Source organism: Pseudomonas sp. CBC3 (genome assembly GCF_037967085.1).
Taxonomy (GTDB): domain Bacteria; phylum Pseudomonadota; class Gammaproteobacteria; order Pseudomonadales; family Pseudomonadaceae; genus Stutzerimonas.
Map to the genome: position 1 here is coordinate 1 of NZ_JBANEO010000003.1, position 25,825 is coordinate 25,825.

Sequence of the window (25,825 nt, forward strand, 5' to 3'; positions counted from 1 at the left end):
AGCCTTGAGCTCCCTGAAGGGCCGTCGAAGACTACGACGTTGATAGGTGGGGTGTGTAAGCGTTGTGAGGCGTTGAGCTAACCCATACTAATTGCCCGTGAGGCTTGACCATATAACACCCAAACAATTTGATGTTTGCGTGTCAGACGGTTGAAGTCGACAAACAAACCGAAAAGACGCATCGCTCGCAAAGCGAACCAAAACACAGCAACACCATCACATGCCCGATTCGCTGCAGCGGCTAAATCCCGAGGCAGCAACCGAATTGCTTGACGACCATAGAGCGTTGGAACCACCTGATCCCATCCCGAACTCAGCAGTGAAACGACGCATCGCCGATGGTAGTGTGGGGTCTCCCCATGTGAGAGTAGGTCATCGTCAAGCTTCTACACCAAACCCCCGACCCTCGTAAGAAGGTCGGGGGTTTGTCTTTGCGCCAGAGAAATTATTAAGCTGTTAGACGCGGCTCTGTGCAAAGCCTGCGAAACGTCACCAGCCATGCCGACGCCCTAGGTCCAGCCCCAAGATCGAGTTTGAAAAGGTTCGCTTAGCAGGTACTGATCGTTCGGAATGCTTGAGAAATCGTTCCACTGTTTCAATCTGTTCACCGATAATGACGCGAGCAATCCTTCGAGAGAAATGCAATTACTGCTAAATTGACGAACTCTGGCGGTCTCGGTGTGTTGGGGCTGCGGTTTTTGTTCAAGAGGTTCGCGTGGCCAAGAAAACCACATCGTTCTCCGGTCTTGGCGGGCTGGTGTTTTCCACAGACGCAGGACGTCATTGCCCCGATTGCAATCAGCCGTTGGATGCCTGTATCTGCAAGCAGCAGACGATTCCTGAAGGTGATGGTATCGCCCGCGTGCGTCGGGAGATCAAAGGGCGCGGCGGCAAGACCGTGACGACTGTTGCTGGCGTGCCCCTTGCGGAAGCGGAGCTCAAGGAACTCGCCAGCGCGCTCAAGCGCCGTTGCGGTACTGGCGGCGCGCTCAAGGACGGGATCATCGAGATTCAGGGCGATCATGTTCAACTGCTGCTAGATGAGCTGATCAAGCGCGGATTCACGGCCAAAAAATCCGGCGGCTGAGTTCGATATCCGACTAATCAAATTTTGTGCTTATTACTTGGCGCACCGGCTGTCCAATCGGATAGCTTTCTGCCGTGCTCTACGCTCGGTAGGTAATCTCATATCAGGAGGCCTAGATGCCCGTACGACGCACACGTAAAGATGACGGCAGCCAATGGACCGCAGCGGATAGCCGTAGCGTTTACGGGATTCGTCACTGGGGTGCCGGTTACTTTTCGATCAGTGACGAGGGCCATGTCGAAGTACGTCCGCAGGGGCCAAGCGGAGAGCCCATCGAATTTACCGGCCTGATCGAGCAGTTACGTGACGCCGGTTTGACACTACCGCTGTTGGTGCGCTTCCCCGATATTCTGCAGGACCGTGTGCGTCGTTTGACTGGCGCCTTCGATGCCAACATCGAGCGCCTCGAATACCAGAGCAAGTACACCGCGCTGTATCCGATCAAGGTCAATCAGCAGGAGGCGGTAGTGGAGAACATTATCGCCACGCAGAACGTCGCTATCGGCCTGGAGGCCGGCTCCAAGCCTGAGCTGATGGCGGTACTAGCACTGGCGCCTAAAGGTGGCACCATCGTCTGCAACGGCTACAAGGACCGTGAATTCATTCGGCTGGCGCTGATGGGGCAGAAGCTGGGACACAACGTCTTCATCGTCATCGAGAAAATGTCCGAAGTAGGGCTGGTCATCGAAGAAGCCGCCGAGCTGAAGCTCGTTCCGCAGGTTGGTTTGCGCGTGCGGCTGTCCTCGCTGGCCTCAAGCAAGTGGGCCGACACTGGCGGTGAAAAGTCCAAGTTCGGTTTATCGGCGGCTCAGCTGTTGACTGTCATCGAGCGCTTCCGCGCCGCGGGCGTCGAGCAGGGAGTGCGGTTGCTGCATTTCCACATGGGCTCGCAGATCGCCAACCTAGCCGATTACCGCGAAGGTTTCCGGGAAGCCATTCGTTATTACGCCGAGCTGCGCGCGCTGGGCTTGCCGGTCGACCATATCGATGTCGGCGGCGGTTTGGGGGTCGATTACGACGGCACTCATTCGCGTAATGCCAGCTCGATCAACTACGACATCGACGAATACGCCGGCACCGTGGTCGGCATGCTCAAGGAGTTCTGCGACCGGCAGGAGCTGCCGCATCCGCATATCTTCTCCGAAAGTGGCCGGGCGATGACTGCGCACCACGCTGTGCTGGTGATGCAGGTGACCGACTTCGAGCGCCACAACGATGAGGCGCCGACCATCGAGAACTACGACGAGCTGCCCGATATCGTCCAGTCGTTGGCCGATCTGCTCGGGCCGACCGATCCGGAGATGGTTACCGAAACCTATTGGCGCGCCACTCACTACATTAGCGAGGCCGCAGCTCAGTATGCGTCCGGCAAGCTGTCGCTGGCGCAGAAGGCATTAGCCGAGCAGAGCTACTTCGCTATCTGCCGTCGCCTGTACAACCAGCTGAAGGCGCGCCAGCGTTCCCATCGTGCCGTACTCGACGAGCTGAACGACAAGCTGGCGGACAAGTACATCTGCAATTTTTCGGTATTCCAGAGCCTGCCGGATACCTGGGCGATCGACCAGATTCTGCCGATCGTGCCGCTACAGCGTCTGAGCGAGGAGCCGGTGCGCCGTGCCGTGCTGCAGGACCTGACCTGCGACTCGGACGGTAAAATCAAGCACTACGTCGACGAGCAGAGCATCGAGAACAGTATGCCGGTGCATGAGATCCAGGCGGGGGAGGAGTATTTCCTTGGCGTCTTCCTGGTCGGTGCCTACCAGGAAATTCTAGGCGACATGCACAACCTGTTCGGCGACACCGATTCGGTGAACGTCTACCAGCGCGAAGATGGCAGCTATTACCACGCCGGTATCGAGACCCACGACACCATCGAGGACATGCTGCGCTACGTGCACCTGTCGCCAGAGGAGCTGATGACTTACTACCGTGACAAGGTTTCCAGCGCCCGGCTCAGCGCCAAGGAGCGCACCCAGTACATCGACGCGCTGCGACTGGGGCTGACGCGCTCGTCTTATCTCACGCCTTGAGCTGTAGGGGCCCGCTTTGGCTTAAAGCGGGCCGTAGACCTGCCGGCAAGGCCCAAAGCATCGCGCCGAGAGCCAAAGCCAAAAGTGCATACCGCATCGATTTTAGAAGGCCCGCCCCTCACGGCGAAGCTTTCGGCTTTGCTCTAAACCTTACGAACAAATTCCGACTTCAGCTTCATCGCCCCGATGCCTTCGATCTTGCAATCGATATCATGATCGCCGTCGACCAGACGGATGTTCTTGACCTTGGTGCCGACCTTTACCACCAGCGATGAACCTTTGACCTTGAGGTCCTTGATGACGGTGATGGTATCGCCGTCCTGCAGGGGATTGCCCACCGAATCCTTGATTACCTTTTGGTCGTCGCTAGCGCTCTCCGCTGCGCCGGCCGACCACTCGTGCGCGCATTCTGGACAGACCAGCAACTGGCCGTCTTCATAGGTGTATTCAGAGCCGCATTGGGGGCAGGGTGGTAAAGCGCTCACGGCGAGTCCTCTACTGGCAAAGGGAAAGCCGCGAAGTGTATAAGGTTTATTCCATCAGGCGCGGACGCAGCACTGATCGCCAGGGTGGTATTTTGAAAGCGTGCCGACTCCGCCATCTGAGCGCGACGGAGTGGCCCTTATGAGGCGAACTGAACTCAGTAGTCGTCCTTGATCGCACGGTAGCGCTCTTCCAGCTCGCGGCGGATTTGCCGGCGTTGCTGGGCCTGGGCGAAGCGGCGCTTTTGGTCCGGCGTTTGCGGCTGTAGAGGGGGAACGCTGGCCGGGCGGCCATCCTCACCGACCGCGACCATGGTGAAGAAGCAGCTGTTGGTGTGGCGAACCGTCTTTTGCCGAATGTCTTCGGTGACGACCTTGATGCCGATTTCCATCGAAGTGGTACCGACGTAGTTGACCGAGGCGAGAAAAGTCACCAGCTCGCCGACATGTACAGGCTGGCGGAAATTGACCTGGTCCACCGACAGGGTCACCACATACTGCCCGGCGTAACGGCTGGCGCAGGCATAGGCGACTTCGTCGAGGTACTTCAGCAGCGTGCCGCCATGGACGTTGCCGGAGAAGTTGGCCTTGTCCGGGGTCATCAATACGGTCATGGTCAGTTCGGCATGTCCATCAAGCATGTGCGCGGCTCATCCTGGCGAAAAGGGGCGCTACTTTAGTCGAATACGAAGCGGCTGTGTGCATTGCTTGCTTTGTTGCCTCCAGTTTTTGTTCAAGGGGTCAATGTGGCAATAGCGCGCAGCATTAGATGCAGTTCCTGGTGGCTCTTTCGGTCGACTGGTGTTGTAGGCAATTTCAAAGTGCTCACGCTCCAGACTCGTAGTGTGATGCTTTATTGATTTGCGCCAGTATCGCGTCTGTTTTTCTCCTTATAGTCCCGGCATTCAAGTTTCTGTTCACCGTGCCGGACTTCTCGCATGCGCTTTATCGCCGTTCTGATGCTCAGCTGCTTCGCTTCATTTGCTCATTCCAACGAGACGGCGATGGAGCGCTTCAACTACCTGATGGCCGATACCGAGCGGCGCCAGCAGGCTTATGCAGCCGGTCAGGAGCGCGCCCTATTCTGCGGCTACTGCCACGGTGAGGACGGCAATAGCAAGCGGCCGCACATTCCGAATCTGGCCTCGCAGAACCCGGTTTACCTGTTCCAGTCGTTCGAGAAGTTCGCAAATGGTGAGCGTATCGATTACGTGATGTCGAAGCTGGCGAAGAATCTGACGCTCGAAGACCGGGTCAACATCGCCGTCTATTTCAGCCAGCAGAAGGTCGTACCTGCTGCGACTGCAGGCGATGCGGCGCTGGTTCAGCAGGGTGCGACACTTTTCCAGCGCACCTGTACCGGCTGCCATGGCGAACATGCCGAAGGTCGAGAGACCATGCCGCGCCTGGCCGGCCAGTCCGCCGAGTACATCCGCACCGCGCTGACGCGTTTTCGTAACCACGAGCCAAGCCGTGCGGGTTCGGTGATGATCGGCATCGCCGACAAACTGTCTGAGGCGGAAATAGAGTCCCTGGCTGCCTATCTGACGCAGCTGCAGCTGAGCGAAAGGCAAGAGCAGCAAGCCAGCGCGCAGCTACTGGGTATGGACGTGCATTGATCTTGTTTTACGTTGCGTTGCGAGCCTGAACCGCCTGCGCTTGCGAAACAACCAGAATTTCCCTATCGCGCCGCTTCGCTTATTCAATTTCGGCGGCGCAGCGCCTGCCACTAGTCTCCTCGCCGCGTCCCAGACGCAATCCAAAATGAGAAGAGGACGACTAGATGAATCGTTACCTGCCAGGCGCCTTGCCTGCCCGCGCGCTAGTGGGCGCGCTTTGCGCGAGCCTGCTGTCACTATCCGCCCATGCAGCTCCACTGACCCGCGACAACGGTGCGCAAGTTGGCAATAACCAGAACTCCCAGACTGCCGGCCCGAACGGTCCAGTGCTGCTGCAGGACGTGCAACTGCTGCAGAAATTGCAGCGCTTCGACCGCGAGCGCGTGCCGGAGCGTGTGGTCCATGCCCGCGGTACCGGCGCCCACGGTGAATTCACCTCCACCGCCGACATTTCCGACCTGACCATCGCCAAGGTCTTCGACAAAGGCGCCACCACGCCGGTATTTGTGCGCTTCTCCGCAGTGACCAACAACAGTCACTCGCCGGAAACCCTGCGCGACCCACGCGGCTTCGCCACCAAGTTCTACACCGCTGATGGCAACTGGGATCTGGTCGGCAACAACTTCCCGACCTTCTTCATCCGCGACGCCATCAAGTTCCCGGACATGGTCCACGCGTTCAAGACCGACCCGCGCACCAACCTGGACGACGACAGCCGTCGGATGGATTTCCTGTCCTACCACCCCGAATCCATCCAGACCCTGACCCGCCTGTACTCCAACTACGGTACGCCGGCCGGCTACCGCTTCATGGACGGCAGCAGCGTGCATTCCTACAAGCTGATCAACGACGAAGGCCAGGTGCACTACGTCAAGTTCGCCTGGAAATCGCAGCAGGGCATCAAGAACCTTGATCCCAAGCAGGTGCAGGAAACCCAGGGCCGTGACTACAGCCACATGACCCGCGACCTGATCACCGCCATCGACAACGGCGACTATCCGAAGTGGGACCTGTACCTGCAGGTAGTCAAGCCGGAAGAACTGGCCAAGTTCGAGTTCGATCCACTGGATGCCACCAAGATCTGGCCCGAGGCGCTGGTGCCCTCGAAGAAGATCGGCACCATGGTGCTGAACAAGAACCCGGACAACGTCTTCCAAGAGACCGAGCAGGTCGCCATGGCACCGTCCAACTTGGTTCCTGGCATCGAGCCCTCCGAGGACCGACTGCTGCAAGGCCGTCTGTTCGCCTATGCCGATACCCAGATGTACCGCATCGGTGCCAACCACATGAGCCTGCCGATCAACCAGCCCAAAGCGCCGGTCAACAACGGCAACCAGGATGGCCAGCTCAACGGCGGCAAGACCACCACCAGCGTGAACTACCAGCCGAGCCGTCGTCTGAGCCGTGAAGAAGAGTCGCGTGGCCTCTACAGCCAGCTGGAGCTCTCGGGTACCACTCAGCAGGCGCCGATCTACCGCACGCAAGACTTCAAGCAGACCGGTGAACTGTTCCGTTCCTTCACCCGCAAGGAGCAGAAAGACCTGATCGCTACCCTCGGTGGAGAACTGGCCAAGACCGACGAGGAAGCGCGCCATCACCTGCTGTCGTACTTCTACAAGGCTGATGCCGAGTACGGCGAAGGCCTGACCAAGGTGGCCAAGGGCGACCTGCAGAAGGTCAAGGCGCTGGCCGCCGAGCTGGAAGACTGATGCACCCGGCCGGCCCACGCAGCCGGCCATTCCCCGGCCCATGGCGTCTGCCGCGGGCTTCTCGTATGAAGAGAAACGCAATGAAAAACCTGATTCTGCTGGCTACCCTCTGGCTGGGCAGTGGATATGCACTGGCGCAGGGCGAGCCCGTCGCGGCGGACGCCGAACAGGTACACGCCCAGTTGCGCGATTATTTCTTCGATGCCGCGAGGCACGGCGATAGCCCGATCCTCGACGAATTCATCCAGGCGGGGCTCGACCTGAACACTGCCGACGAAAAGGGCTATACGGCCTTGATCCTCGCCGCCTATAACGGCCATGCGGACACCGTGGAGCAGCTGCTTGCGGCCGGTGCGGATGCCTGCGCCGAGGACGAACGCGGCAACACCGCCCTGATGGGCGCGATCTTCAAGGGCGAGCTGCGCATCGCCAAGCGCCTGCTGGCCACCGAGTGCAACCCGGACCAGCGCAACGCCGCCGGCCAGACGCCGGCCATGTACGCCGCGCTATTCCAGCGCGAGACGCTGCTCGACGCCTTGCGCGAACGCGGTGCTGATCTCGACGCTACAGACCCGCTTGGCAACAGCGTGGAGAGCCTGGCGCGCGGCGAGATTCGCACACGATGAGCGCCAGGCTTATTAGAGTGCGCAATTCGTAGGGCCGAATTTATTCGGCCGCAGATCGAGAAGGCCGAACAAGTTCGGCCCTACGGCTTTCGAGCGAAAGGGCGATTCAATCGTATTCAGAAGCCTCATGCTCGCCCAGCAGACGTCGCTGGCGTGGCGTCGCGGCGGCCAGCACCTCGGGGTTGAACGCGAAATGCAGGTAGGGCGAGAACTTTTGCGCCACCATTCGCCGGCCGTAGTGCACCTGCAGCAGGTAGCGGCTGCGGTCGGTGGTGCGGTTGCGGCTGCCGGCGTGCCAGAGATCGCTGCGAAAAAACAGCACGTCGCCGGCTTCGCACAGTACCGGCTCGGCGTTGCGTCCGTGCCAGTCGGTTTCGTTTCTCCTGGATGCGGCTTGTGTCCGGCGCGATGGCTGCCAGGGACGACCAGCGTTGGGCAGAGGTCGGCATTGATGTCGTCCAGGTACAGGTGTGCAGTGCAGACTTGCATCGGCAGCTCGAAGGCCGGGTCGGCCAGCAGGTTTTCCGGCAGTTCCATCGCCAGGTAATCGGCGTGCAGCTCGCCGCCGACGAAGCCTGGATGGCTGCGCCAGGCGGTCTGGCCGATCACATGGCAGTCCGCGCCGAGGCAGGCTTCGGCCAGCTCGATGACGTCCGGTAGATCTAGATAATCCAGCCAGAACGGATCGCGGTTGAACACACATTTGTAATGGTCGTCCACCAATCCCTGGTAATCCCAGTGGATCGGCTCCAGGCGGTCGATGGCGGCACGTACGTCTTCGATCTGCTGCGGTTGCAAAATGCCGCGCAGCAGCACGAAGCCTTGCACGTTCATGGCACACAGATGTTCGGCGGCGGGGCGGGTTCGCGGCATGGCGACGGATTCGGTGCTGTTTGGGCTATCGACAGTTTGCTGAAAGCTTGGGTTCGTATGCTGCTCCTGTTCGCGATGACCTGTCGTCGCGGCAGGTGTGCTGCCACAAGCGGCGCGCTGGCTACATCCTTTCTTGTGCGAACTTCGGGGCGTGGCCACAAGCGGCGTCCGCGGGTTCGCTTTAGCACAAAATCATTCTGGTTACATCGCGACACCGCTCTGGCTTGGGTCTTTCCGGCATTTGAGCGAAAATCGCCGCGCTTTTTCCCCGTCGCACATCGATGCGCTTGGCATGCTCACGAGGCCTGGATGACTACCGCACGTTTCACCCCCATACAGATCCTGTTCCATTGGTTCAGCGCCTTGCTGGTGCTAGCAATCATTGCGTTGCCTTACGGCGCGGATTATTTCGCATCGCTACTCGGCGGCAAGGGCAACGTATTTACTCTGCACAAGTCGCTGGGAGTGCTGGTGCTGGCGTTAACACTGCTGCGCTTGTTCTATCGCGGCCGCAAGGTTCCCCCGCAACAGCTCGAACCCCAGCAGTCTTCGGCGCAACAGTTCGCGGCCAAGGCCGGGCACGGCCTGCTTTATCTGTTGCTGTTAATAATGCCGATTTCCGGCCTGCTGTTCGGCAGCAAGCCGATCAACCTGTTCTGGCTGGTAGAGATCGGACCGCTACCGTTCTCATCGGACATTCGTAGCGTTGCGAAGGACGTTCATCTCCTCGGCCAATACGTACTCTTCGCGATGATCCTCGGCCATGCCGCCGTTGCCCTCTGGCATCACTACGTACGGCGCGATGATGTGCTCAAGGGCATGTTGCCGTTAGTGCGTTGACCGGCCGGGATCGGCACGCCGCCGATCCCGCTTCTTTACACGCAGGCTGCTCAGCCGGCCCCGCCCACGATCCGCAGCCCGCTCTGCCCGTTGCCGTGACGCTGCACCTGGATTTGCACCGGAATGCGTTCGTGCATTTCCGCGACGTGAGAGATCACTGCGACCTTACGCCCCAGGGCCTGCAACGAATCCAGCGCGTCCATGGCGATCTGCAGTGACTCGGGATCGAGGCTGCCGAAGCCTTCATCGATGAACAGCGACTCGATCCGGAGTTTGCTCGACGCCATCGAGGCGAGGCCCAGTGCCAGCGCCAGTGAAACGAGGAAGGTTTCCCCGCCCGAAAGCGAATGCACCGAGCGCAGCTCGTCGCCCATCTCGGTATCCATCACCAGCAGCCCCAGCGGACTACCGCCGCGCTTTAAGCGATAACGCCGGGCCAGTTGGCGCAGCTGGACGTTAGCGTGCTGCACCAGCAGGTCGAGGTTGTAGCCCTGGGCGATCTTGCGGAAGGCGCCGCCGTCGCTTGAGCCTATCAGCGCGGCGATGCGGCCCCAGCGCTGGTGTTCGGCCGTGGCCGCCTCTATCTGTTCGAGCAGGGCCAGGCTCTGATTGCGCCGCCGGTCGTCATCGAGCAGCGCGGCGCGGGTTTCGGCGCAGTGGCGTTCGGCCTGGTCGCAGCTGGCCTGCTGCGCAGCGAATTGCTGCTCCAGGGTATCGGCATCCAGCATCTCGGCGGGCTGCTGTTGATGCGCGGCGATTCGCTGCCCGCAGCCTTCCAGACGCTCGCGGCAGCGGGCGAGCTGTTCGCTGTTGTCGCGCAGGCGCTGGCGCGCTTCTTCGAGCAGGGCGTCATCCATGTGCAGCAGTTGGGCGAGAGCCGCGTCGTCCAGCTCGGGATGGGCGCTGCGCCAGGTTGCGAGTTCTTCGTCCAGTTCACGGCGTTCGGCCAGCAACTCGTCGCGGCGCTGGCGGCAGTTCTGCTGCTCGCCAGCCAGGCGGGTGAGTTCAAGTCGGGCCTCGTTCAGTTGCCGGTCGACCTCGGCCTGCTGCTGGCGAGCGTTCTGGATCGCCTGTTCCAGCTGCTGCTGCCAGGCCTGAGCGCTGGGTTGCAGGCCCAAGCTTTGGCGCAGGCTCCGGCTGCAGGCCTGTTCCCGTGTCTGTAGATCGGCCAGGCGTTCGGCGCAAGCCTGGTGCCGTTCGCGGCGATGGTGCTGTTGCAGCTGCTCGTGCTCCAGCGCGGTCTGGCATTGCTGCCGTACTTCGGTCAGCTCCGTTTGCTGCTCAAGTTGCTGTCGACGGGCCTCGACCTGGCCGTCGAGCTGCATGAAGGCTTCGGCGGGCGCCTCGCGCCAGCGCTCGAGCTGCGCGGCAGGCACCAGGCTGGCGAACTCGGCCAGCTCCTCGTTGAGCCTTGCGTCGTCACGGGCGATAGCGTCGCGCTGCTGGTCGCGCGCCTGGTTGGTCTGCGCGCAGATTTCCTGCGTGCGCTGCCAGTCCTGTCGCAGGGCTTCGCTGCGTTGCTGCAGTGAGAGCAGTTCGCGCTGTCGGGCGATGGCGGCGGCAGTATCCGTTTTGAGCGTGGCCAGCCGGGTGTCGAGCCAGGGCTGGCGATCCGTTTCCGCCAGGGTCAGCAGGTCGGCGTGGGCGGATAGGGCGGCCAGTTGCGGCTGGAGCTGGGCCAGTTCCTCGGTGATTTCCGTAAGGCGCTGCGCGTTCCGTTTGATCTCGCCAGTCAATGCAACGTGTTGGTCGCGCAACGTCTGTAGCCGTTCATCCTGGGCCTGCAGTTGCCGTTGGGCCTGCTCGGCTTCGCGCTCGTCCTGCTGATCCAGAGCGGCGAGCAGAGCCTGACCGTCGTGCCAGGGATGCTCGAGGCTGCCGCAGACGTTGCACGGCTCGCCCGGTACCAGCGCGGCGCGCAGGGCCTCGACATTGGCGCTACGGGCCAGACGCTGGCGTTCCAGCAGAGCCTGCACCAACTGCAGTGCCTTTTGCGCATCGTCGCGTTCGTTGCGGGCGACCTTGCCGGCCTGGGTCAGCGTCTCGAGTTCGCCTTGCTGGCGGCTCTGTTCGCTTTGCAGGCTGCGCTGCTGAGCGACGAGCTGCTGCTGGCGCGACCAGAGACGCTGCAGGGTTTCGAACTCGCGCTCGGCTGCGCGCCAGCCCTCAAGCTGCGTCGTAAGCTGAGCCAGTTGCTCGCTGGTCTCACCGCCGATCTGCGCCTGCAACGCATCGAGTGCCTGGCGCGTGGTCGCCTGGGCTGTTTCGGCGGTGCGGGCGGCGGCTTCCAGCGCCGGCAGTTCCGCGCGGCCCTGGCGCAAACGGGCGGCGATCTGCACGGCCTGTTGCAGGCGCGGGCGGTAGCCGTTCCAGGCCGCGCACAGTGGTTGCAGCTCGGCGCTGCGGGCGAGCTGTTCACCGAGGGCGTCGAGCTGCTGGGCGGCGTGTTTCTGCTGCTGGTGCAGCTGGGTGAGTTTCAGTGCCCCAGCCTGGGTGGCGGCTTCAGTCTGCTCGGCTTGCTCACGAGCTTCACGCAGATCATTACCGAGGTGGCTGAGCCGTTCTTCTTCACGCCGCGCCTGGGCGAGCGCTGGTTCGGCGGACTTGAGTGCCTGTTCGGCCACTTCAAGTGTCTCGGTCGCGACACGGCAGGTCTGCTCCAGCTCAGCGAGGCGGCGCTGTACTTCAGCGTGTTCGCGGTCGTGGTGGGCGAGGGTCCCGTCGGTCTTTGCCAGCAACGACGGGAGTTCGCTCGCGCGGATGAAACGGTGGCGCTGCGGCGCCAGCTGCTCGAACAAGGCGAGGATGCGCCGAGCGTCGGCGAGGCGCTCCTGCTCGTCTTCGGCCTCCTGCAACTGTGTGCGCGCGACGCTGTGTTCGTTTTCCAGGCGTCGCAGCTCAGTCAGCCACTGACGTTGCTGTTCCAGTGCCTTGAGCTGCTGCTGCAGGCTTTTCAGTTCCATCGTCTGCTGGCTGTGCTGGTTCTCCAGCGCCTGGCGTGCCTCGGGCTCCAGCGGCTGCACGCCGCCGGCTTGCTGTTGCAGCTGGGCCAGCGCTTCGCGGGCGCGCTTGGCCGCTTCGAAGGCGGCCTGGCCGAGGCGACTGTAGAGGCCGGTGTCGGTGAGCTTCTCCAGCAGGGTGCCGCGCTCGTTGTCGTCGGCCTTGAGGAAGGCGGCGAATTCGCTCTGTGCCAGCAGTACGGCGCGGGTGAATTGCGCCAGGTTCAAACCCAGGCGGGCTTCGAGCAGTTCACGGAATTCGCGCTTCTTGCCGCTGGCCAGCAACTGTCCGCTGTCCAGATCTGTAAGGCTCTGGCTGCTGGCCTGCAGGCGGCCGTCGACTTTCTCGCGTGCGCGCTTGACCTCCCAGCGCGCACGGTAGCGGTGGCCGTCGACGCCGATGAAATCCACCTCGGCATGGCCACTGCCGCAACCGCGGCGCAGCAGGTTGCGTTCGTCGCCACCGCCGATTTCGGCGTCGACATCAGGCACCTTGTTCAGCGGAGAGACGCTGTCCAAGCGCGGCGTGCTGCCGAACAGTGCCAGGCACAGGGCATCGAGAATGGTGCTCTTGCCCGCGCCGGTCGGCCCGGTGATGGCGAACAGACCCGCGCTGGCCAGCGGCTCGGCGGTGAAGTCAATGATCTGCTCGCCAGCGAGCGAGGCGAGATTCTTCAGGCGGATGGCGAGGATTTTCATCTGCCGTCTCCTTCGCCGAACTCCACGGTCTGTAGCAGGCTGGCAAAGTCGTCCAGCGCTTGTTCATCCGGCGGGTTGCCGAACTGTTCTTCCCAGGCGCGAGTGAAGAGTTCCTGCGGGGTGATCTGGTCGAGGCCGAGCAGCACTTCGGAATCCGCCTCGCCGCGCCTGCCGGCGTATTCGCTGGCGATGCGCACCAGCCGCGCGGCCTTGCCGGTGAGCGCGGCCTCGATGCGCACGCGCAGATCGGGCAGCGGCTCATCCAGCTGCACTCGGACTTCCAGCCAGGGCAGGTTTTCGCTGAACAGGCCGACCTGAGGCAGTGCCTCCAGCGCGGTGATCACTTCGGCCAGCGGCGCGCGACCGATGCGGATCATCTCCACGGCGCGCGGGACCGGCAGGCTTTCGATGTTTTCAAGGCGATCGCCCTCGAATTCAGCCAGCAGCACCTGATGCGGATAATTCACCTCGGCGAACGACAGCGGCAGCGGCGAGCCGCTGTAACGGATGCGCGCCTGGCCGGCGACCTGCTGCGGCTTGTGCAGATGGCCGAGTGCGACATAGGCGATGGCTTCTGGGAACAGGCTGGCCGGCAGCGCCTCGGCATTGCCGATGACGATGCTGCGCTCGGATTCCTCCGACACCGCGCCGCCCGCCATGTGCGCGTGGCTCATGGCGATCAGCGCCTGGCCGGGCTGGCGCGCGGCTTCGGCGGCGACGATCAGGTGTTGGTGGACATGGCGGATGCCGGCCATGTAGTCATCGCCGGTATCGAAGCCGGTGACTTCTGCCGGGCGCAGGAAGGGCAGGGTGAGGCACCAGGCGGCGACCTGGCCGTTGGTGTCGTGTAGCGGCACGCGCAGTCGTTCGTGATCGAGCTGGCCTTCTGCGACCCAACTGATTCGGCCGACGGCGTGGGCGTTCAAGCGCTTCATCAGCGGTGCCGGCAGTTCGATGCGCCCGCCGGAATCGTGGTTGCCGGCGATCATCACGATGTCCAGCTGCGGCAGCTTCTCATGGGCGCGAACGATGAAGTCGTACAGGCGCTCCTGGGCCTTGAGTGGCGGGTTGACCGTGTCGAAGACATCGCCGGCGATGAGCAGAGCGTCGATTTGGTGGGCGACGAGCTGGTCGAGCAGCCAGACGAGGAACTGGGTGTGTTCGTAGTCGCGGTCCTGGCCGTGGAGGGTCTGGCCGAGGTGCCAGTCGGAGGTGTGGATCAGGCGCATGGGCTTTGGGTTTCTTTTGATAGGTGACTTCGGACTTTCCGGTTTTGGCCCATTGCTGTTGGGGGCTTGAGCATTGGTTTCGCCCTGCTGGGCGACTCACTTTTTTCAAACGCGAAAAAAGTAAGCAAAAACGCTTGCCCCTGCATCCGGACTAGGCGTCCCCGGTTCGCTGCGCTCGACTTCCCTCATTCCGTCCTCGTTTCGGGCGCCGGCGTACATGGGCCATCCCTGGCCCATTACGCCTCTCGCGGCATCCATGCCGCTCGCTGCCCTGCACGAGAACTCTATTCGGCCTTCTGAAAGGGGCGGTTCGCGTCGTCTGTCAGGTTGTGTGGAAGGAAACAAAGCGAAGCTTTTGCTTGAAGGCTTACAGGCGACTCGGTCTCGAATCCCCTTCAGGAGGCCGAGCACAGGCGTTGCGTAGGCGCGCGCGAGGCATGGACGCCGAGCGAGGAGCGATGGGACAGGGACATCCCATCGTGACGACCCCCGGAGCAACGCCGGAGCGAGGGAAGTTTTGCGAAGCAAAACCCGGATGTCGGGGTGGCCTTCTTTTTGGTTACTTTTTCTTGGCCATTCAAGAAAAAGTGACGCGCCGTGCAAGGCGCAACCTGTAGGTCGTGCCGAGGAAAGCGCGGCGCCATATAAAGAAGCCCGCACCGCCATCACCATTTCGTCAGCAGCTTCATTCCTGCGAACACCCTCGCTACGGAGCGCGATGCTGTATGGCGGGCTCATCAATACATTCACCTTTAACTTAATGCAGATTCGGCAGCCGCTGCGCCGCTATAGCCTCAACCATAAAACAGCATCCGTGCGTCTCGATGCCTAACCCGACGTGCGCGCGAACCTACCGATATTCACGTCGCGCTTCAATCCAGCCGAGCCACATCGGTCATCGCCTCAAAGGAGGCCGTCCCGATGGCAGCGTAGTGGCAGAACCGCGCCTGAACGGCTGCTGAACGTTACAGTTTCTTGTCGACAGACGGTCATCCGATGAGCGGTCGGAATCTCCTCTCGCATTGCTGGGTCTTTGTGTCAGACCCAGCGCTTGAGGCATCCATGAAAACCCTGTCCCGTCACCTTGCCGATCATTTCCCTCCCGACTACAAAACCCGTGTAGAACCGCAGGACGATGGCTATCTGGTCGTCCGCATCGGCTATCCCATCAACGGCACCGAAGCCATTCGAATGGTCTCGGGTCGGCAGGTACAAAACGGTCTATTGGTCGAAACCATTCTGGAAGACATGCGCAACGAGCTGGCCCGCGCGCAGTGATTCCCCGATTCATCGGCTGTTCTTAAATTCCCGGTTAGCCTCGCCCACGCTGCTGCGTCGGCAGATGGATGCATGCACGCAACCCACCTAGCTCGCTCTGCTCCAACGATAGCCGGCCGTTCCAGGCCGTCAGAATATCCCGCACGATACCAAGCCCCAGACCATGCCCTTCGGCACGCTCATCCAGGCGAGTGCCGCGCTCCAGTACCGCTTCGCGGCGGTCGGCAGGGATTCCAGGCCCGTCGTCCTCCACCTGAATGAGATAGCCATCCGGCATCTGATCGATGCTCAGCAGCACCTCCGAGCGAGCGAATTTGCAGGCGTTGTCCAAGAGGTTGCCGAGCAATTCGAGCATGTCCTCGCGGTCCCAGGGAAGGCGGCAATCCGGATGTGTTTGCCAATGCAGATTGAGATCACGGCGGTGGATCATCTTCAGCGTTTCGAATAGCGGCGCGAGTTCTTCGCGGCAATCGAAGTAGGCGCCGGGTAACACCTCGCCGGCCAGACGGGCGCGGCCCAGCTCGCGGGAGACGCGCTGCTGGATCTGCGCCAATTGTTCCGTCAGGTCCTGTTGCAGTCGCGGATGGGCTGCCAGCTCCTCGCGCTGGGTGAGGCTGCCGAGCACCGCCAGCGGTGTCTTCAACGCGTGGCCCAGATTGCCCAGGGCGTGCCGGGAGCGCTTGAGGGTGTCGTCGGTGTGTGCCAGCAGGTGATTGATCTGTTCCACCAGCGGCTGCAGTTCGATTGGCGCCTGGATATCCAGTTGCTGGCGCTGGCCCTGCTGCAGCTGCGCGATCTGCTGGCGCGCCCGTTCCAGCGGACGCATGGCGTGCTTCACGGCGTAGCGTTGCAACAGCAAGAACGCCAGCAGCGCCACGACGATCAGCCCCAGCCCGCCCAGCCGAACCTGAGCGAAGCTTTTGAGGATCGGCGTGTAGTCGCGCGCGACGCTGATGACGATGCGTTGGCCGTCGCGGCGATATTCGGCGCGGTAGGCCAGCAGCCGCTGCTCCTGCGGGCCATCCACCAGGTCGCTGGCTAAGCCGTTGCGCGTCGGCCAGGCCGGTTCGGCGTCCCACAGCGAGCGCGATCGCCAGCTGCGCTCGGGCAGTTCGATGCGGAAATAGTGACCGGAAAACGCCCGCTGATAACGTGGGTTCAGCCTACTCGAGTCCAGCTTGAAGCCCTCGGTGCCCTGGACTACCGCGATCAGCAGGCCTTCGGTTTCTTCGCGCAGATCGGTCGCCAGGTTGCGCCGCAAACCCGCCTCGAACAGCCACAGACTGCTTTGCACCAGCAGCAGGCCGACTAGCAGCAGGGCGCAAACCAGCCCGAGGCTGAGGCTGCGCTGAATCGACTTCAAGACGCGCCGCCGAAGCGATAGCCCTGTCCACGACGGGTTTCGATCAGCTCGCGGCCGAGCTTGCCGCGCAGGCGGTTGACGTGCACCTCGATGACATTGGAGTCGCGCTCGGTTTCACCGTCGTACAAATGCTCGGCCAGTTGGGTTTTGGACAACAGCTGACCGGGATGCAGCATGAAATAGCGCAACAGGCGAAACTCGCCGGCGGTCAGGTCGATGTCCTCGCCGTTCTTGCTGCAGCGCTGGCGTGCTTCGTCCAACGCCAGCCCACCCACCTGCAACAGCGGCTGGTTGGCCACACCGTGGGCGCGGCGCAACAGCGCCTGGATGCGCAGCAGCAATTCTTCGGGGTGGAAGGGCTTGGTCAGGTAATCGTCGGCGCCGGCTTTCAGCCCCTCGATGCGTTCGGCCCAGGAATCGCGGGCGGTGAGGATCAGCACTGGCGTCGCCAAGCCGCACGCGCGCCAGGCACGCAAGACTTCGAGCCCCGGCTTGCCGGGCAGGCCGAGGTCCAGAACGATCAGGTCATAGGGTTCGCTGCTGCCTTGGTAATCGGCGTCGCGGCCATCGGCCAGCCAGTCGGTGGCATAGCCCTGGCGGGTGAGGCTGGCGATCAGTTCGTCTGCCAGTGGCACACTGTCTTCAACCAGTAGCAGGCGCATCAGTCCTCTTCATCCTTGATCAGACGGCCATCGCGCGCGTCGATTTCCAACTCGCGAGCGATGCCGTTGGTGGTCAGCAATTCGATTTCATAAATATAGATGCCGTCATCTTCCTCCAGCTCGGCTTCCAGCAGCCGGGCTCCCGGATAGCGCTCCATGGCGCGCTGCAAGAGCGCTTCGAGCGGCATGATCAGCCCCTCGCGGCGTAGCCGCAGGGCTTCGTCCTGATCGAGGTCGCGACTCGCCGCCGGGGTGGCGGCGAGCAGCAGAGCCAAGGGAGTCGCTAGGAAGAGGGTGGCACGCATTAGTCGTCCTGATGGTCCTTGAGTACTTCGCCGGTCTTGGCGTCGAGTTCCATGTCCCATTGCACACCTTTGTCGTCGCGCAATTCAAGCTGATAGATGTGGCGGCCGTATTCCTCTTCCAGCTCGGTTTCTTCGATGGTAGAGCCGGGGTGCTTGGCCAGTGCGGCTTCGTTGAGCTTCTCGAACGACTGGATGGTGCCGGCATCGCGCAGCTTGAGCGCTTCGTCCGGGCCGAGGTCGCGGGCCATGGCCAGGTTGGCGCCGAGGGCGAGGGTGGCGGCAGTGATCAGCGTAGTCAGTGTTTTCATGTTTCGTTTTCCTGTGTGGGTTTTGACGATTCACAGGTTACGAGCCGCGGCTTACGCCAAGCTGAACGAGCGCGCCCGGCGAAAACACATTCGCTAGCAGCAATAGATGCGGGCCGATTGTCCAATGCGCGTACGTCCACCTGTTTCGGGAGGTCTGTCATGAAGCCGCTTCATTGCGTCACGCTAAGCCTGGCGCTGCTCGTCCAGCCGGCGCTGGCGGAGGATTTGCTCAAACCCGCAACGCCGGCGCAATCGCCGGATATTGACGCCGGACCCGCCACCGAAATGGTCTCAGAACCGGTCATGCGCGCCACCGGCACGATCGAGGCCATGGATCGCGAGCGAGGCGTGGTGACCATCGCCCATGGTCCGGTCCCGGCGCTGAAGTGGCCGGCTTCGACTATGGGTTTTCAAGTCAGGCCGGAACAGCTCGAGGGTCTGGCTGTGGGCGATGCGGTCCGGATCGGCTTTCAAAGCGAGGGCGACGAGGCAGCTATCGTCTCCATCGACAAGCGCTGACACAGTCTCGTCGCCCATGGCAGACGGGCTGTAAGGAACCCTTTGCTGACTGCGGACCTCGTATTCAACAGGGGCCGCGTTACCAGCTGTGTGAAAGCGCAGTAGCTTTCACACAGCTTTGGTTGCGGCTCGCATCGATGAATCATCACGAGGATCACGCTCATGTATCACAAGAAACTGACCGCAGCTCTTGCCATCGCCATTCTCGGAGGCGCCAGCGGGGTCGCGCTGGCGGACAAGCCGGGCGCTGACTGGATCACGCTCGAACAGGCCGTGGAAAAAGCCAAGGCTGCCGGCTACACCATGCTCCATTCGATCGATGCCGATAACAATTCCTGGGAAGGCGAAGGCACCAAGGCCGACGGCAAAACCTGGGAATTCAAGATGGATGGCAAGACTGGGGAAATGACCCACGACAGGGAAGATTGATCGCAGCGGCCCGCTGCGCCCGGCGGCGGGCCGATTGACCAAGGGAACGGCGAGCGGTACAGCTCCTTCTGATCAGTATCCATTTGCCGTGCCGCATTGCTCAGCGCCATGCGGCGTCCAGCATAGGTTCACTCCTTATCCTTGTCCTGCCCCGGCATCACCTTGCTCAGCACCTGCTTGACCGACTGTTTGATGATGCCGCGCTGGTTCGGGTCGCCATGCAGCAGCGTGGTGACGAATTTCTTCGCCTGCTCCAGCTTGATGTGCGGAGGTAACGGCGGCACGTCGGGGTCGGTCTTGAATTCGATCAGCACCGGCCTGTCAGCAGCGAAGGCTTCATCCCAGGCGGCGGCGACCTGGTCCTCACGGTCGACGTAGATCCCCTTCAGGCCGATCGATTCGGCGAAGCGGTAGTACGGCACGTTGGGGATGTTCTGCGAGGCTTCGAATTTCGGATCGCCTTCCATTGCCCGCTGTTCCCAAGTCACCTGATTGAGATCTTCGTTGTTGAACACGCAGCAGATCCATTGCGGGTTCTGCCATTCCTTCCAGTATTTGGCGACGGTGATCAGTTCGGCCATGTTGTTCATCTGCATCGCGCCATCGCCCACCATGGCCACTACCGAACGGTCCGGATGGCAGAACTTGGCCGCAATGGCGTAGGGCACCGCCGCGCCCATTGAGGCCAGCCCGCCGGACAGCGAACCCATCATGCCGCGCCGCAGCTTGACGTCACGCGCGTACCAGTTAGCGCAGGAGCCCGAGTCGCTGGTGACGATAGCCGCGTCTGGTAGGCGCGGCGATAGCTCGAAGGCGACGCGCTGCGGGTTGATCGGGTCGGCCGCGACCATGGCGCGTTTTTTCAGGGTTTCGTCCCAGTCGGCGCGCCATTTCTCGATCTCGTCTCGCCATGTGCGCTCGGCCTTTTGTTGAAGCAGCGGCAACAGCGCACGCAAGGTTTCGGCCGAGTCGCCATGCAGGTTCACTTCCATTGGATAGCGAATGCTCAGCATGTCGGCCTTGAGGTCGATCTGCACTCCGCGCGCTTGGCCTTCCTCGGGCAGGAACTCGGAATAGGGGAAGCCCGAACCGATCATCAGCAAGGTGTCGCATTCGGTCATCAGCTTGTAGCTCGGCTCGGTGCCGAGCAGGCCGATGGAGCCGGTGACCCAGGGCAGATCGTCCGGTATCGCCGCCTTGCCCAGCAGCGCCTTGGCAACGCCGGCACCGAGCTTTTCCGCTACCGCAATGACTTCATCGGTGGCATTCAGCGCACCGGCACCAACCAGGATCGCTACTTTCTCGCCGGCGTTGAGCACTTCAGCGGCATGTATGAGATCAACCTCGTAGGGCACCACCTTGGGCCGCGTATAGCCGATGCCGGAATGCACTGCGCCGTGAGCCCGTGGCGGCTCGCTGTACTCCATCTCTTGCAGGTCGTTGGGCAGGATGATCGCAGTGACCGTGCGCTGACCTACCGCTGTGCGAATCGCCCGGTCGACCAGATGTCTGACCTGAGCCGGTGCGCTGGCCTGCTGCACGAATGCGCCGGCGACGTCCTTGAACATCGACGCCAGATCGACTTCTTGCTGATAGTGCGCGCCCATGGCCGTGCGCGCCTGTTGCCCGGCGATCGCCAACACCGGCATGTGGTCCATGCGCGCATCGTAGAGCCCTGTCAGCAGATGCGTCGCGCCCGGACCAGAGGTGGCGATGCAAACCCCGAGACCGCCATTGAACTTTGCGTCAGCCGAGGCCATGAATGCGGCCATCTCTTCGTGCCGCGCCTGGAGGAAACGGATCTTCCCGTTGGCACGGTTGAGCGCGCCGAATACGCCGTTGATGCCATCGCCGGGATAGCCATAGATGCGACGAACGCCCCATTGGTAGAGACGTTCGATCAGATAGTCGCCAACTGTCATTGCCATGGGTATCTCGCCTGATTTGACTGGAAACGGCCGGGCAGCCGGGACGGGGCCTCGGCGCTGGGTGTTCTTGTCTGGACAGGGCGACCCCGCCAGGGTTCGCCGGCTTCAGCGTTGCAGGGCGGGCCGGCCACCATGCCTCAGCTTGTCATGCATCGCCGTAGGGTGGGCTTCAGCCCACCGGTGTTGCTTCGGCGTCGCTCTCTGTGAGATTGAAGCGGAGCACCGTCCGGCCCGGTCCACGATGCTTCCACTGGCTCACTGAGGGTCTACCTGATGGCAACAGCCGGCAGAGGCGGTGGCATCACCTGGTCGGGCTCGTCCGGTAATATCGACGGTGTCGCCGCTGCCGTAGCGATCATGATGGCGAACCCAATCGGTCAGATTGTGTTGCGGCCCGTTCTCGCTGCGGCCATTGGGTGTCATGTCGAGTAGCACATAGCTACCCAGCAACTCCTCCGCACCGCGCCCGTAAGCCGAAAAGGTATGGAAGATGCGCCCATCCTCGTCGCGATAGAACACACTGAAACCCGACAGCTCCTCACAGACGAACGGCTCCCATCTGTAGTTGTAAAAGACCTTGCCGTCGACGATGTCCTCGGGATCGAACGAGACGTGGAAGTCGCGATTGAAATCGCTGCCGGCAGACGATACCCAACGGATCGGCCAGCCCATCCGTTGGCGGAACGCGTCGAGCGTGGCAAAAGGCGCCCGCGACACGGCGACGACGCTGACATCGTGGTTGGCCAGGTGCACCAGCGTGCCCTGCAGGTGATCCATCTCGAACGAGCAACCCACACAGCCTTCCTGCCAGTCGGGGCCGAACATGAAGTGCTTGATGATCAGTTGGCTGCGACCCTCGAATAGTTCGTCCAAACCTACCGGGCCGCTTGCGTCCTGAAACGCGTAGTGCTTGTCCACCAGCGCCCAGGGCAATTCGCGACGGGCGGCGGCGAGCGCCTCGCGTTGATGAGTGACCTGCTTTTCCTTGAGCAGATGCGCGGTATGGGCGGCCAGCCACTGCTGGCGGGAAACGATCGGATGGTTGTGCATCGTGGGCCTCCGGTTGCGGGACGAGTGAACTGGCCATCGATGATTTCGATGCGCTCTCGAATGGTCGACTGGTAGCGATACAAATCGACAGCTGTGGCTAATCAAGTTGGTCGGACATCGATGTCGGAGCCGCTCGCGGCGGTCGGGTATCATCGTTGGCCTTTTCCGCTCGTACGCACCGTCATGTCCGCTACTGCCCCTAATGCCCGCAGCACCCTTCATCTGCCCCAAGGTGATTGGGCCACCGTGCTCGACTGCTTGTGCGCGCATTTCCCGGCGATCGATCGTGACATCTGGTCAGATCGCTTCGCCAGAGGGCGTGTGCTGGGCGCGGATGGACAACCATTGGCGGTGACGCATCCCTATCGAGCCGGGCTAAAGATTCATTACTTTCGCGAAGTGCCGAATGAAAAGCCGATCCCCTTCGAGGAGCAGGTGCTGCATCTTGACGAGCACTTGCTGGTGGCCGACAAACCGCACTTCCTGCCGGTGATGCCGGCCGGCGAATACGTCAACGAAACGCTGCTGGCGCGCCTGAGCAAGCGCGTGGGTAATCCCGATCTGGTGCCTATCCACCGCATCGACCGGCTGACCGCCGGGCTGGTGCTGTTCTCCACCAATCCGGAAAGCCGTGGCCGCTACCAGGCGTTGTTTCGCGAGCGGAAGATAGACAAGCGTTACGAAGCGATCTGCCCGGCGCTGCCCGATCTGAATTTCCCGCGTCAGGAGCGGCTGCACATGGTCGATGGCGAGCCGTTCTTCTTGATGAAAAAGGGCGCCGGAGAGCCCAACAGCGAGACGCGTATCGAGGTGCTCGAGCGGCGTGGCGAGCTCTGGCGCTACGCGTTGTATCCGGTCACCGGACGCAAGCATCAGCTGCGCCTGCAGATGGCGACGCTGGGCGCCGGTATTTGCAATGATCCCTTCTATCCCGAGCTGATCGAGCGTGGGCGCCGAGATCAAGACGACTATTCCAAGCCGCTCAAACTGCTGGCGCGCGGGTTGGAATTTCGCGATCCGCTGACTGGCGAGCCGCGCCGGTTCGAAAGCCGTCTGCAGCTGGATTGGTGACGCCGCTGGACCCCGTGCGCCTTTATATAGAGCGAGCTTGCTCACGAAGCCCCGATGACCGGCCGCACCTTCGCGACTGATCCAAGTCGATATCCATAACGCCCCTGCCGAAGCGATATCGCCATGCCCGAAGGTCCATCGATCGTCATTCTTCGCGAACAGGCCGACGTGTTCACCGGCCAGGTCATCGAACGTGCCGAGGGCAATTCCAAGCTCGATAAGGTGCGGCTGGTCGGCCAAACGGTGCGATCGTTTCGCAGCTGGGGCAAGCACTTTCTGATCGAGCTGGACGACGTTTCTCTGCGCATCCATTTGCTGTTGTTCGGCAGTTATCGAATCAACGAGCGCAAGGAATCCGCGCCGCGCCTGAGTCTGGGGTTCGCCAACGGCGAGCTGAATTTCTACGGATGCTCGGTGCAGCCCATCGAAGGCCTGTTGGACGACGCCTACGACTGGAGTGCAGATGTCATGAGCGACGCCTGGGATGGACGCGCGGCCCTGAAGAAGTTGCGTGGGCGGCCCCAACTACTGGCTTGCGATGCGCTGTTGGATCAAACGCTGTTCTCGGGCTCGGGCAACATCATCAAAAACGAAGTGCTTTTTCGCACCCGCATTCATCCGCTGTCGCTGATCGGCGATCTGCCGGCGGCGAAGCTGCGAGAACTGGCGCGAGAGGTTCGGACTTACAGCTTCGAATTTCTCCAGTGGAAGCGCGAGGGCACGCTCAAAGCGCACTGGCTAGCACATACGAAAACGACCTGTCCGCGCTGCAAAATCCCTTTCGTCAAAGCCAAGGAGCTGGGGCGAAGCAAGCGCCGCGCCTTCTATTGTGAGCGTTGTCAGAAGCGCTACGGGACCGACGCTGGCACTCAGCAAGCCGAGCAGCCGATTGTCGAAATCGACTGACGCCCGCGTAACTGCCCGGCGAATCGCTAAGATGGCCCGCTACGAACTGGCTGGAGTTTTCCGATGCTCGACCTAGCGGCGGCGTTCATTGCGCTGACGACCTTCTTTACTTACGTCAATTACCGCTTCATCAAGCTGCCGCCAACCATCGGGGTGATGCTGACAGCGCTAGTCCTGTCGCTTATCGCGCTGGGTTTCTCGGCGTTGGGCTATCCGGTGCTTGAAACCGAAATGCAGCAGATCGTCAAGCAGATCGATTTCTCCGCCGTACTGATGACCTGGTTTCTGCCGGCACTGCTGTTCGCCGGCGCCTTGCACGTCAACCTCGACGACCTGCGCAGCTACAAATGGCCCATTGGCATCCTGGCCACCGGTGGCGTGCTGTTTTCCACCCTGGTGGTGGGTTGGCTCGCGTTCAATATTTTCGGGCTGTTCGGCTGGCACATCGAGTTCATCTATTGCCTGCTGTTCGGTGCGCTTATCTCCCCGACCGATCCGATCGCGGCGATGGGCATCCTCAAGACTAGCGGCGCGCCGAAACCGCTACAGACCACCATAGTTGGCGAATCGCTGTTCAATGACGGCACCGCGGTGGTGCTGTTCAGCATTCTGCTGGGCGTGTTGAGCCTTGGCCAGGAACCGAGCCTTGCCGACTTCGGCCTGCTCTTCGCCAAGGAGGCGGTCGGCGGCATCGTGCTGGGGGTCGTGCTGGGCTTCGGTGTGTTCTATCTGCTGAGCAAGGTCGATGAGCATCAGCCATCCGTGATGCTGACCCTGGCGCTGGTGTTCGGCGGCTCGGCGCTGGCGACTCATCTGCACGTTTCGGCGCCTATCGTCATGGCGGTGGCCGGCCTGATCATTGGTAATCAGGGCCGCAAGAAGGCGATGACCGACAGCACGCGACGTTACGTCGATGGCTTCTGGGAGCTGATTGACGAAATCCTCAATGCGCTGCTGTTCGCGCTTATCGGTCTCGAACTGCTGATCCTGCCGTTTGGCTGGCTGCACGCGGTGGCGGCGATGCTGCTGGGCGGCGCGGTGCTGCTATCGCGCGTGCTAACCGTGGCACCGATGATCGTCACGCTGCGTAAAATTTACGGCATCACGGATCGGCAGATCACCCGCGGCACCATCCGCATCCTGTCCTGGGGCGGCCTGCGTGGTGGCGTCTCGGTTGCGCTCGCGCTGTCGTTGCCGCTGGGAGAGGAACGGGATCTGCTGCTGAGCCTCACCTATATCGTCGTATTGGTCTCGATTCTTTTGCAGGGCCTGACGGTCGGGCCGCTGGTGCGTTCGCTGCATGGCTCGCAGCCAGCTGCGACTGACCAGCACTGAGCGGCTTGGAGCCTATCTATATGCGCGCCGCCTTGCTGTCGTTGATGCTGTTGCCCTCGTTTGCCAGTGCCGAACCTCTACTTGATCTGCGCGTGGGCGACGTGCAGCTGCAGGCCGAGTACGCCCGCTCTCCCGCCGAGCGCGAACGCGGTCTGATGGAGCGCACCGAGCTTGCGGCGGATCGCGGCATGCTGTTTCGCTTCGACGACTTTCGCCGTCACTGCCTGTGGATGAAGAACACGTCGCTGCCGCTGTCGGCGGCATTTATGGATGAGCAGGGGCGCATCGTCGATGTGATCGACCTGGAACCGCTGAGCACCGCGATCCGCTGCTCGCGCGAGCCGGCGCGTTATGCGCTTGAGGTCAATCAGGGTTGGTTTAGTCAGCACCGGGCTGGTATCGGCGATCAGGTGAATGGCATCCCGAAATAGGCGGCGAACGGCCAGTCGACGCCGCGCCGCGGGCTAGACGGCGTGCT

The 25,825-nt window shown here is 61.9% G+C and carries 24 protein-coding genes, 2 rRNA genes and 1 pseudogene; 16 read left to right on the top strand and 11 right to left on the bottom strand.

Translation table 11 applies throughout. The annotated features are described in order from the left end of the window. From V6943_RS12490 to speA, 4 genes are all read left to right on the top strand, one after another. Nucleotides 1-112, top strand: a 23S ribosomal RNA gene (locus tag V6943_RS12490); the annotation flags it as partial. 156 nt (nt 113-268) lie between these two features. Next, a 5S ribosomal RNA gene (gene rrf, locus V6943_RS12495) occupies nt 269-384 on the top strand. 331 nt (nt 385-715) lie between these two features. Further along, nucleotides 716-1,087 carry a translation initiation factor Sui1 gene (locus V6943_RS12500; protein WP_340553753.1) on the top strand — a complete coding sequence of 124 codons (372 nt, stop codon included), beginning with the start codon at nt 716-718 and terminating at the stop codon, nt 1,085-1,087. Between the two features lie 116 nt (nt 1,088-1,203). Further along, the gene (gene speA, locus V6943_RS12505; RefSeq protein WP_131650938.1) at nt 1,204-3,117 is read left to right on the top strand and encodes an arginine decarboxylase; all 1,914 of its coding nucleotides are present in this window, start codon (nt 1,204-1,206) and stop codon (nt 3,115-3,117) included. Nucleotides 3,118-3,260: 143 nt separating this feature from the next. On the opposite strand, the gene V6943_RS12510 is transcribed toward speA, so the two are convergent. Both V6943_RS12510 and V6943_RS12515 read right to left on the bottom strand, forming a co-directional pair. Further along, nucleotides 3,261-3,602 (bottom strand): zinc ribbon domain-containing protein YjdM, encoded by a 342-nt coding sequence (locus V6943_RS12510; RefSeq protein ID WP_340553755.1) that lies wholly within the window; start codon nt 3,600-3,602, stop codon nt 3,261-3,263. 155 nt (nt 3,603-3,757) lie between these two features. Continuing rightward, nucleotides 3,758-4,240 carry an acyl-CoA thioesterase gene (locus tag V6943_RS12515; protein ID WP_131650936.1) on the bottom strand — a complete coding sequence of 161 codons (483 nt, stop codon included), beginning with the start codon at nt 4,238-4,240 and terminating at the stop codon, nt 3,758-3,760. Between the two features lie 297 nt (nt 4,241-4,537). On the opposite strand from V6943_RS12515, the gene V6943_RS12520 reads away from it, so the two are divergent. The 3 genes from V6943_RS12520 to V6943_RS12530 all read left to right on the top strand — a co-directional run bounded on the left by V6943_RS12520 (nt 4,538) and on the right by V6943_RS12530 (nt 7,553). Further along, a complete protein-coding gene (locus tag V6943_RS12520) occupies nt 4,538-5,218 on the top strand; it encodes a c-type cytochrome (protein ID WP_340553757.1) in 681 nt (226 codons plus the stop codon). A 164-nt stretch (nt 5,219-5,382) separates the two neighbouring features. Further along, nucleotides 5,383-6,927, top strand: a complete 1,545-nt coding sequence (locus V6943_RS12525; RefSeq protein ID WP_340553759.1) for a catalase — start codon at nt 5,383-5,385, stop codon at nt 6,925-6,927. An 80-nt stretch (nt 6,928-7,007) separates the two neighbouring features. Further along, nucleotides 7,008-7,553 carry an ankyrin repeat domain-containing protein gene (locus V6943_RS12530; protein ID WP_340553761.1) on the top strand — a complete coding sequence of 182 codons (546 nt, stop codon included), beginning with the start codon at nt 7,008-7,010 and terminating at the stop codon, nt 7,551-7,553. Nucleotides 7,554-7,659: 106 nt separating this feature from the next. Here the strand turns inward: V6943_RS12530 and V6943_RS12535 are convergent. After that, nucleotides 7,660-8,426: pseudogene (locus V6943_RS12535) on the bottom strand (phytanoyl-CoA dioxygenase family protein). Nucleotides 8,427-8,735: 309 nt separating this feature from the next. On the opposite strand from V6943_RS12535, the gene V6943_RS12540 reads away from it, so the two are divergent. Continuing rightward, a complete protein-coding gene (locus V6943_RS12540; RefSeq protein ID WP_340553762.1) occupies nt 8,736-9,266 on the top strand; it encodes a cytochrome b in 531 nt (176 codons plus the stop codon). Nucleotides 9,267-9,316: 50 nt separating this feature from the next. Here V6943_RS12540 and V6943_RS12545 read toward each other — a convergent pair whose 3' ends face one another. Further along, on the bottom strand, nt 9,317-12,964 hold the full coding sequence (locus tag V6943_RS12545) for an AAA family ATPase (protein ID WP_340553764.1): 3,648 nt from the start codon (nt 12,962-12,964) through the stop codon (nt 9,317-9,319). Continuing rightward, nucleotides 12,961-14,193, bottom strand: a complete 1,233-nt coding sequence (locus tag V6943_RS12550; RefSeq protein WP_340553765.1) for an exonuclease SbcCD subunit D C-terminal domain-containing protein — start codon at nt 14,191-14,193, stop codon at nt 12,961-12,963. The genes V6943_RS12545 and V6943_RS12550 overlap by 4 nt, the downstream gene beginning before the upstream one ends. A gap of 517 nt (nt 14,194-14,710) precedes the next feature. On the opposite strand from V6943_RS12550, the gene V6943_RS12555 reads away from it, so the two are divergent. Together V6943_RS12555 and V6943_RS12560 are read left to right on the top strand one after the other, a co-directional pair. Next, entirely contained in the window at nt 14,711-15,025 is a 315-nt protein-coding gene (locus tag V6943_RS12555) for a hypothetical protein (protein ID WP_340553767.1), read from the top strand. Nucleotides 15,026-15,255: 230 nt separating this feature from the next. Further along, nucleotides 15,256-15,471, top strand: a complete 216-nt coding sequence (locus V6943_RS12560) for a hypothetical protein (protein ID WP_131650928.1) — start codon at nt 15,256-15,258, stop codon at nt 15,469-15,471. A 34-nt stretch (nt 15,472-15,505) separates the two neighbouring features. Here the strand turns inward: V6943_RS12560 and V6943_RS12565 are convergent, their stop codons facing one another. The 4 genes from V6943_RS12565 to V6943_RS12580 are packed head-to-tail and all read right to left on the bottom strand — an operon-like array spanning nt 15,506 to nt 18,109. Beyond that, on the bottom strand, nt 15,506-16,834 hold the full coding sequence (locus tag V6943_RS12565; RefSeq protein ID WP_340553769.1) for a sensor histidine kinase: 1,329 nt from the start codon (nt 16,832-16,834) through the stop codon (nt 15,506-15,508). Further along, nucleotides 16,831-17,496, bottom strand: a complete 666-nt coding sequence (locus tag V6943_RS12570) for a response regulator transcription factor (protein WP_340553771.1) — start codon at nt 17,494-17,496, stop codon at nt 16,831-16,833. The genes V6943_RS12565 and V6943_RS12570 overlap by 4 nt, the downstream gene beginning before the upstream one ends. Beyond that, nucleotides 17,496-17,801: a PepSY domain-containing protein gene (locus V6943_RS12575; protein ID WP_340553772.1), complete on the bottom strand. Its 306-nt coding sequence runs from the start codon at nt 17,799-17,801 to the stop codon at nt 17,496-17,498. The genes V6943_RS12570 and V6943_RS12575 overlap by 1 nt, the downstream gene beginning before the upstream one ends. Next, complete coding sequence (locus V6943_RS12580; protein WP_181105156.1) at nt 17,801-18,109, bottom strand: PepSY domain-containing protein; 309 nt, start codon at nt 18,107-18,109, stop codon at nt 17,801-17,803. The genes V6943_RS12575 and V6943_RS12580 overlap by 1 nt, the downstream gene beginning before the upstream one ends. A 159-nt stretch (nt 18,110-18,268) precedes the next feature. On the opposite strand from V6943_RS12580, the gene V6943_RS12585 reads away from it, so the two are divergent. Further along, the gene (locus V6943_RS12585) at nt 18,269-18,628 is read left to right on the top strand and encodes a copper-binding protein (RefSeq protein ID WP_181105154.1); all 360 of its coding nucleotides are present in this window, start codon (nt 18,269-18,271) and stop codon (nt 18,626-18,628) included. 162 nt (nt 18,629-18,790) lie between these two features. Further along, nucleotides 18,791-19,057, top strand: a complete 267-nt coding sequence (locus V6943_RS12590; protein ID WP_181105152.1) for a PepSY domain-containing protein — start codon at nt 18,791-18,793, stop codon at nt 19,055-19,057. A gap of 128 nt (nt 19,058-19,185) precedes the next feature. Here the strand turns inward: V6943_RS12590 and V6943_RS12595 are convergent, their stop codons facing one another. After that, nucleotides 19,186-20,985 (bottom strand): thiamine pyrophosphate-requiring protein, encoded by a 1,800-nt coding sequence (locus tag V6943_RS12595; RefSeq protein WP_340553775.1) that lies wholly within the window; start codon nt 20,983-20,985, stop codon nt 19,186-19,188. Between the two features lie 255 nt (nt 20,986-21,240). Next, nucleotides 21,241-22,035: a DUF899 domain-containing protein gene (locus V6943_RS12600; RefSeq protein ID WP_197445871.1), complete on the bottom strand. Its 795-nt coding sequence runs from the start codon at nt 22,033-22,035 to the stop codon at nt 21,241-21,243. A 183-nt stretch (nt 22,036-22,218) separates the two neighbouring features. Between V6943_RS12600 and V6943_RS12605 the strand changes: the two genes are divergently transcribed. The 4 genes from V6943_RS12605 (at nt 22,219) to V6943_RS12620 (ending at nt 25,778) form a co-directional block, all read left to right on the top strand. Continuing rightward, nucleotides 22,219-23,106 carry an RluA family pseudouridine synthase gene (locus V6943_RS12605; protein ID WP_177493059.1) on the top strand — a complete coding sequence of 296 codons (888 nt, stop codon included), beginning with the start codon at nt 22,219-22,221 and terminating at the stop codon, nt 23,104-23,106. 123 nt (nt 23,107-23,229) lie between these two features. Further along, nucleotides 23,230-24,012, top strand: a complete 783-nt coding sequence (locus tag V6943_RS12610; RefSeq protein ID WP_197445869.1) for a DNA-formamidopyrimidine glycosylase family protein — start codon at nt 23,230-23,232, stop codon at nt 24,010-24,012. A 63-nt stretch (nt 24,013-24,075) separates the two neighbouring features. Next, entirely contained in the window at nt 24,076-25,347 is a 1,272-nt protein-coding gene (locus V6943_RS12615; protein WP_340553777.1) for a cation:proton antiporter, read from the top strand. 20 nt (nt 25,348-25,367) lie between these two features. After that, entirely contained in the window at nt 25,368-25,778 is a 411-nt protein-coding gene (locus V6943_RS12620) for a DUF192 domain-containing protein (protein WP_340553779.1), read from the top strand. Nucleotides 25,779-25,825: the final 47 nt, after the last annotated feature.

What these genes read in the sequence shown, in the direction of transcription:
- speA (WP_131650938.1), top strand. Translation starts at nt 1,204, where the DNA reads ATGCCCGTACGACGCACACGTAAAGATGACGGCAGCCAATGGACCGCA.
- V6943_RS12515 (WP_131650936.1), bottom strand. Translation starts at nt 4,240, where the DNA reads ATGCTTGATGGACATGCCGAACTGACCATGACCGTATTGATGACCCCG.
- V6943_RS12520 (WP_340553757.1), top strand. Translation starts at nt 4,538, where the DNA reads ATGCGCTTTATCGCCGTTCTGATGCTCAGCTGCTTCGCTTCATTTGCT.
- V6943_RS12525 (WP_340553759.1), top strand. Translation starts at nt 5,383, where the DNA reads ATGAATCGTTACCTGCCAGGCGCCTTGCCTGCCCGCGCGCTAGTGGGC.
- V6943_RS12530 (WP_340553761.1), top strand. Translation starts at nt 7,008, where the DNA reads ATGAAAAACCTGATTCTGCTGGCTACCCTCTGGCTGGGCAGTGGATAT.
- V6943_RS12540 (WP_340553762.1), top strand. Translation starts at nt 8,736, where the DNA reads ATGACTACCGCACGTTTCACCCCCATACAGATCCTGTTCCATTGGTTC.
- V6943_RS12545 (WP_340553764.1), bottom strand. Translation starts at nt 12,964, where the DNA reads ATGAAAATCCTCGCCATCCGCCTGAAGAATCTCGCCTCGCTCGCTGGC.
- V6943_RS12550 (WP_340553765.1), bottom strand. Translation starts at nt 14,193, where the DNA reads ATGCGCCTGATCCACACCTCCGACTGGCACCTCGGCCAGACCCTCCAC.
- V6943_RS12560 (WP_131650928.1), top strand. Translation starts at nt 15,256, where the DNA reads ATGAAAACCCTGTCCCGTCACCTTGCCGATCATTTCCCTCCCGACTAC.
- V6943_RS12570 (WP_340553771.1), bottom strand. Translation starts at nt 17,496, where the DNA reads ATGCGCCTGCTACTGGTTGAAGACAGTGTGCCACTGGCAGACGAACTG.
- V6943_RS12575 (WP_340553772.1), bottom strand. Translation starts at nt 17,801, where the DNA reads ATGCGTGCCACCCTCTTCCTAGCGACTCCCTTGGCTCTGCTGCTCGCC.
- V6943_RS12580 (WP_181105156.1), bottom strand. Translation starts at nt 18,109, where the DNA reads ATGAAAACACTGACTACGCTGATCACTGCCGCCACCCTCGCCCTCGGC.
- V6943_RS12585 (WP_181105154.1), top strand. Translation starts at nt 18,269, where the DNA reads ATGAAGCCGCTTCATTGCGTCACGCTAAGCCTGGCGCTGCTCGTCCAG.
- V6943_RS12590 (WP_181105152.1), top strand. Translation starts at nt 18,791, where the DNA reads ATGTATCACAAGAAACTGACCGCAGCTCTTGCCATCGCCATTCTCGGA.
- V6943_RS12595 (WP_340553775.1), bottom strand. Translation starts at nt 20,985, where the DNA reads ATGGCAATGACAGTTGGCGACTATCTGATCGAACGTCTCTACCAATGG.
- V6943_RS12600 (WP_197445871.1), bottom strand. Translation starts at nt 22,035, where the DNA reads ATGCACAACCATCCGATCGTTTCCCGCCAGCAGTGGCTGGCCGCCCAT.
- V6943_RS12605 (WP_177493059.1), top strand. Translation starts at nt 22,219, where the DNA reads ATGTCCGCTACTGCCCCTAATGCCCGCAGCACCCTTCATCTGCCCCAA.
- V6943_RS12610 (WP_197445869.1), top strand. Translation starts at nt 23,230, where the DNA reads ATGCCCGAAGGTCCATCGATCGTCATTCTTCGCGAACAGGCCGACGTG.
- V6943_RS12615 (WP_340553777.1), top strand. Translation starts at nt 24,076, where the DNA reads ATGCTCGACCTAGCGGCGGCGTTCATTGCGCTGACGACCTTCTTTACT.
- V6943_RS12620 (WP_340553779.1), top strand. Translation starts at nt 25,368, where the DNA reads ATGCGCGCCGCCTTGCTGTCGTTGATGCTGTTGCCCTCGTTTGCCAGT.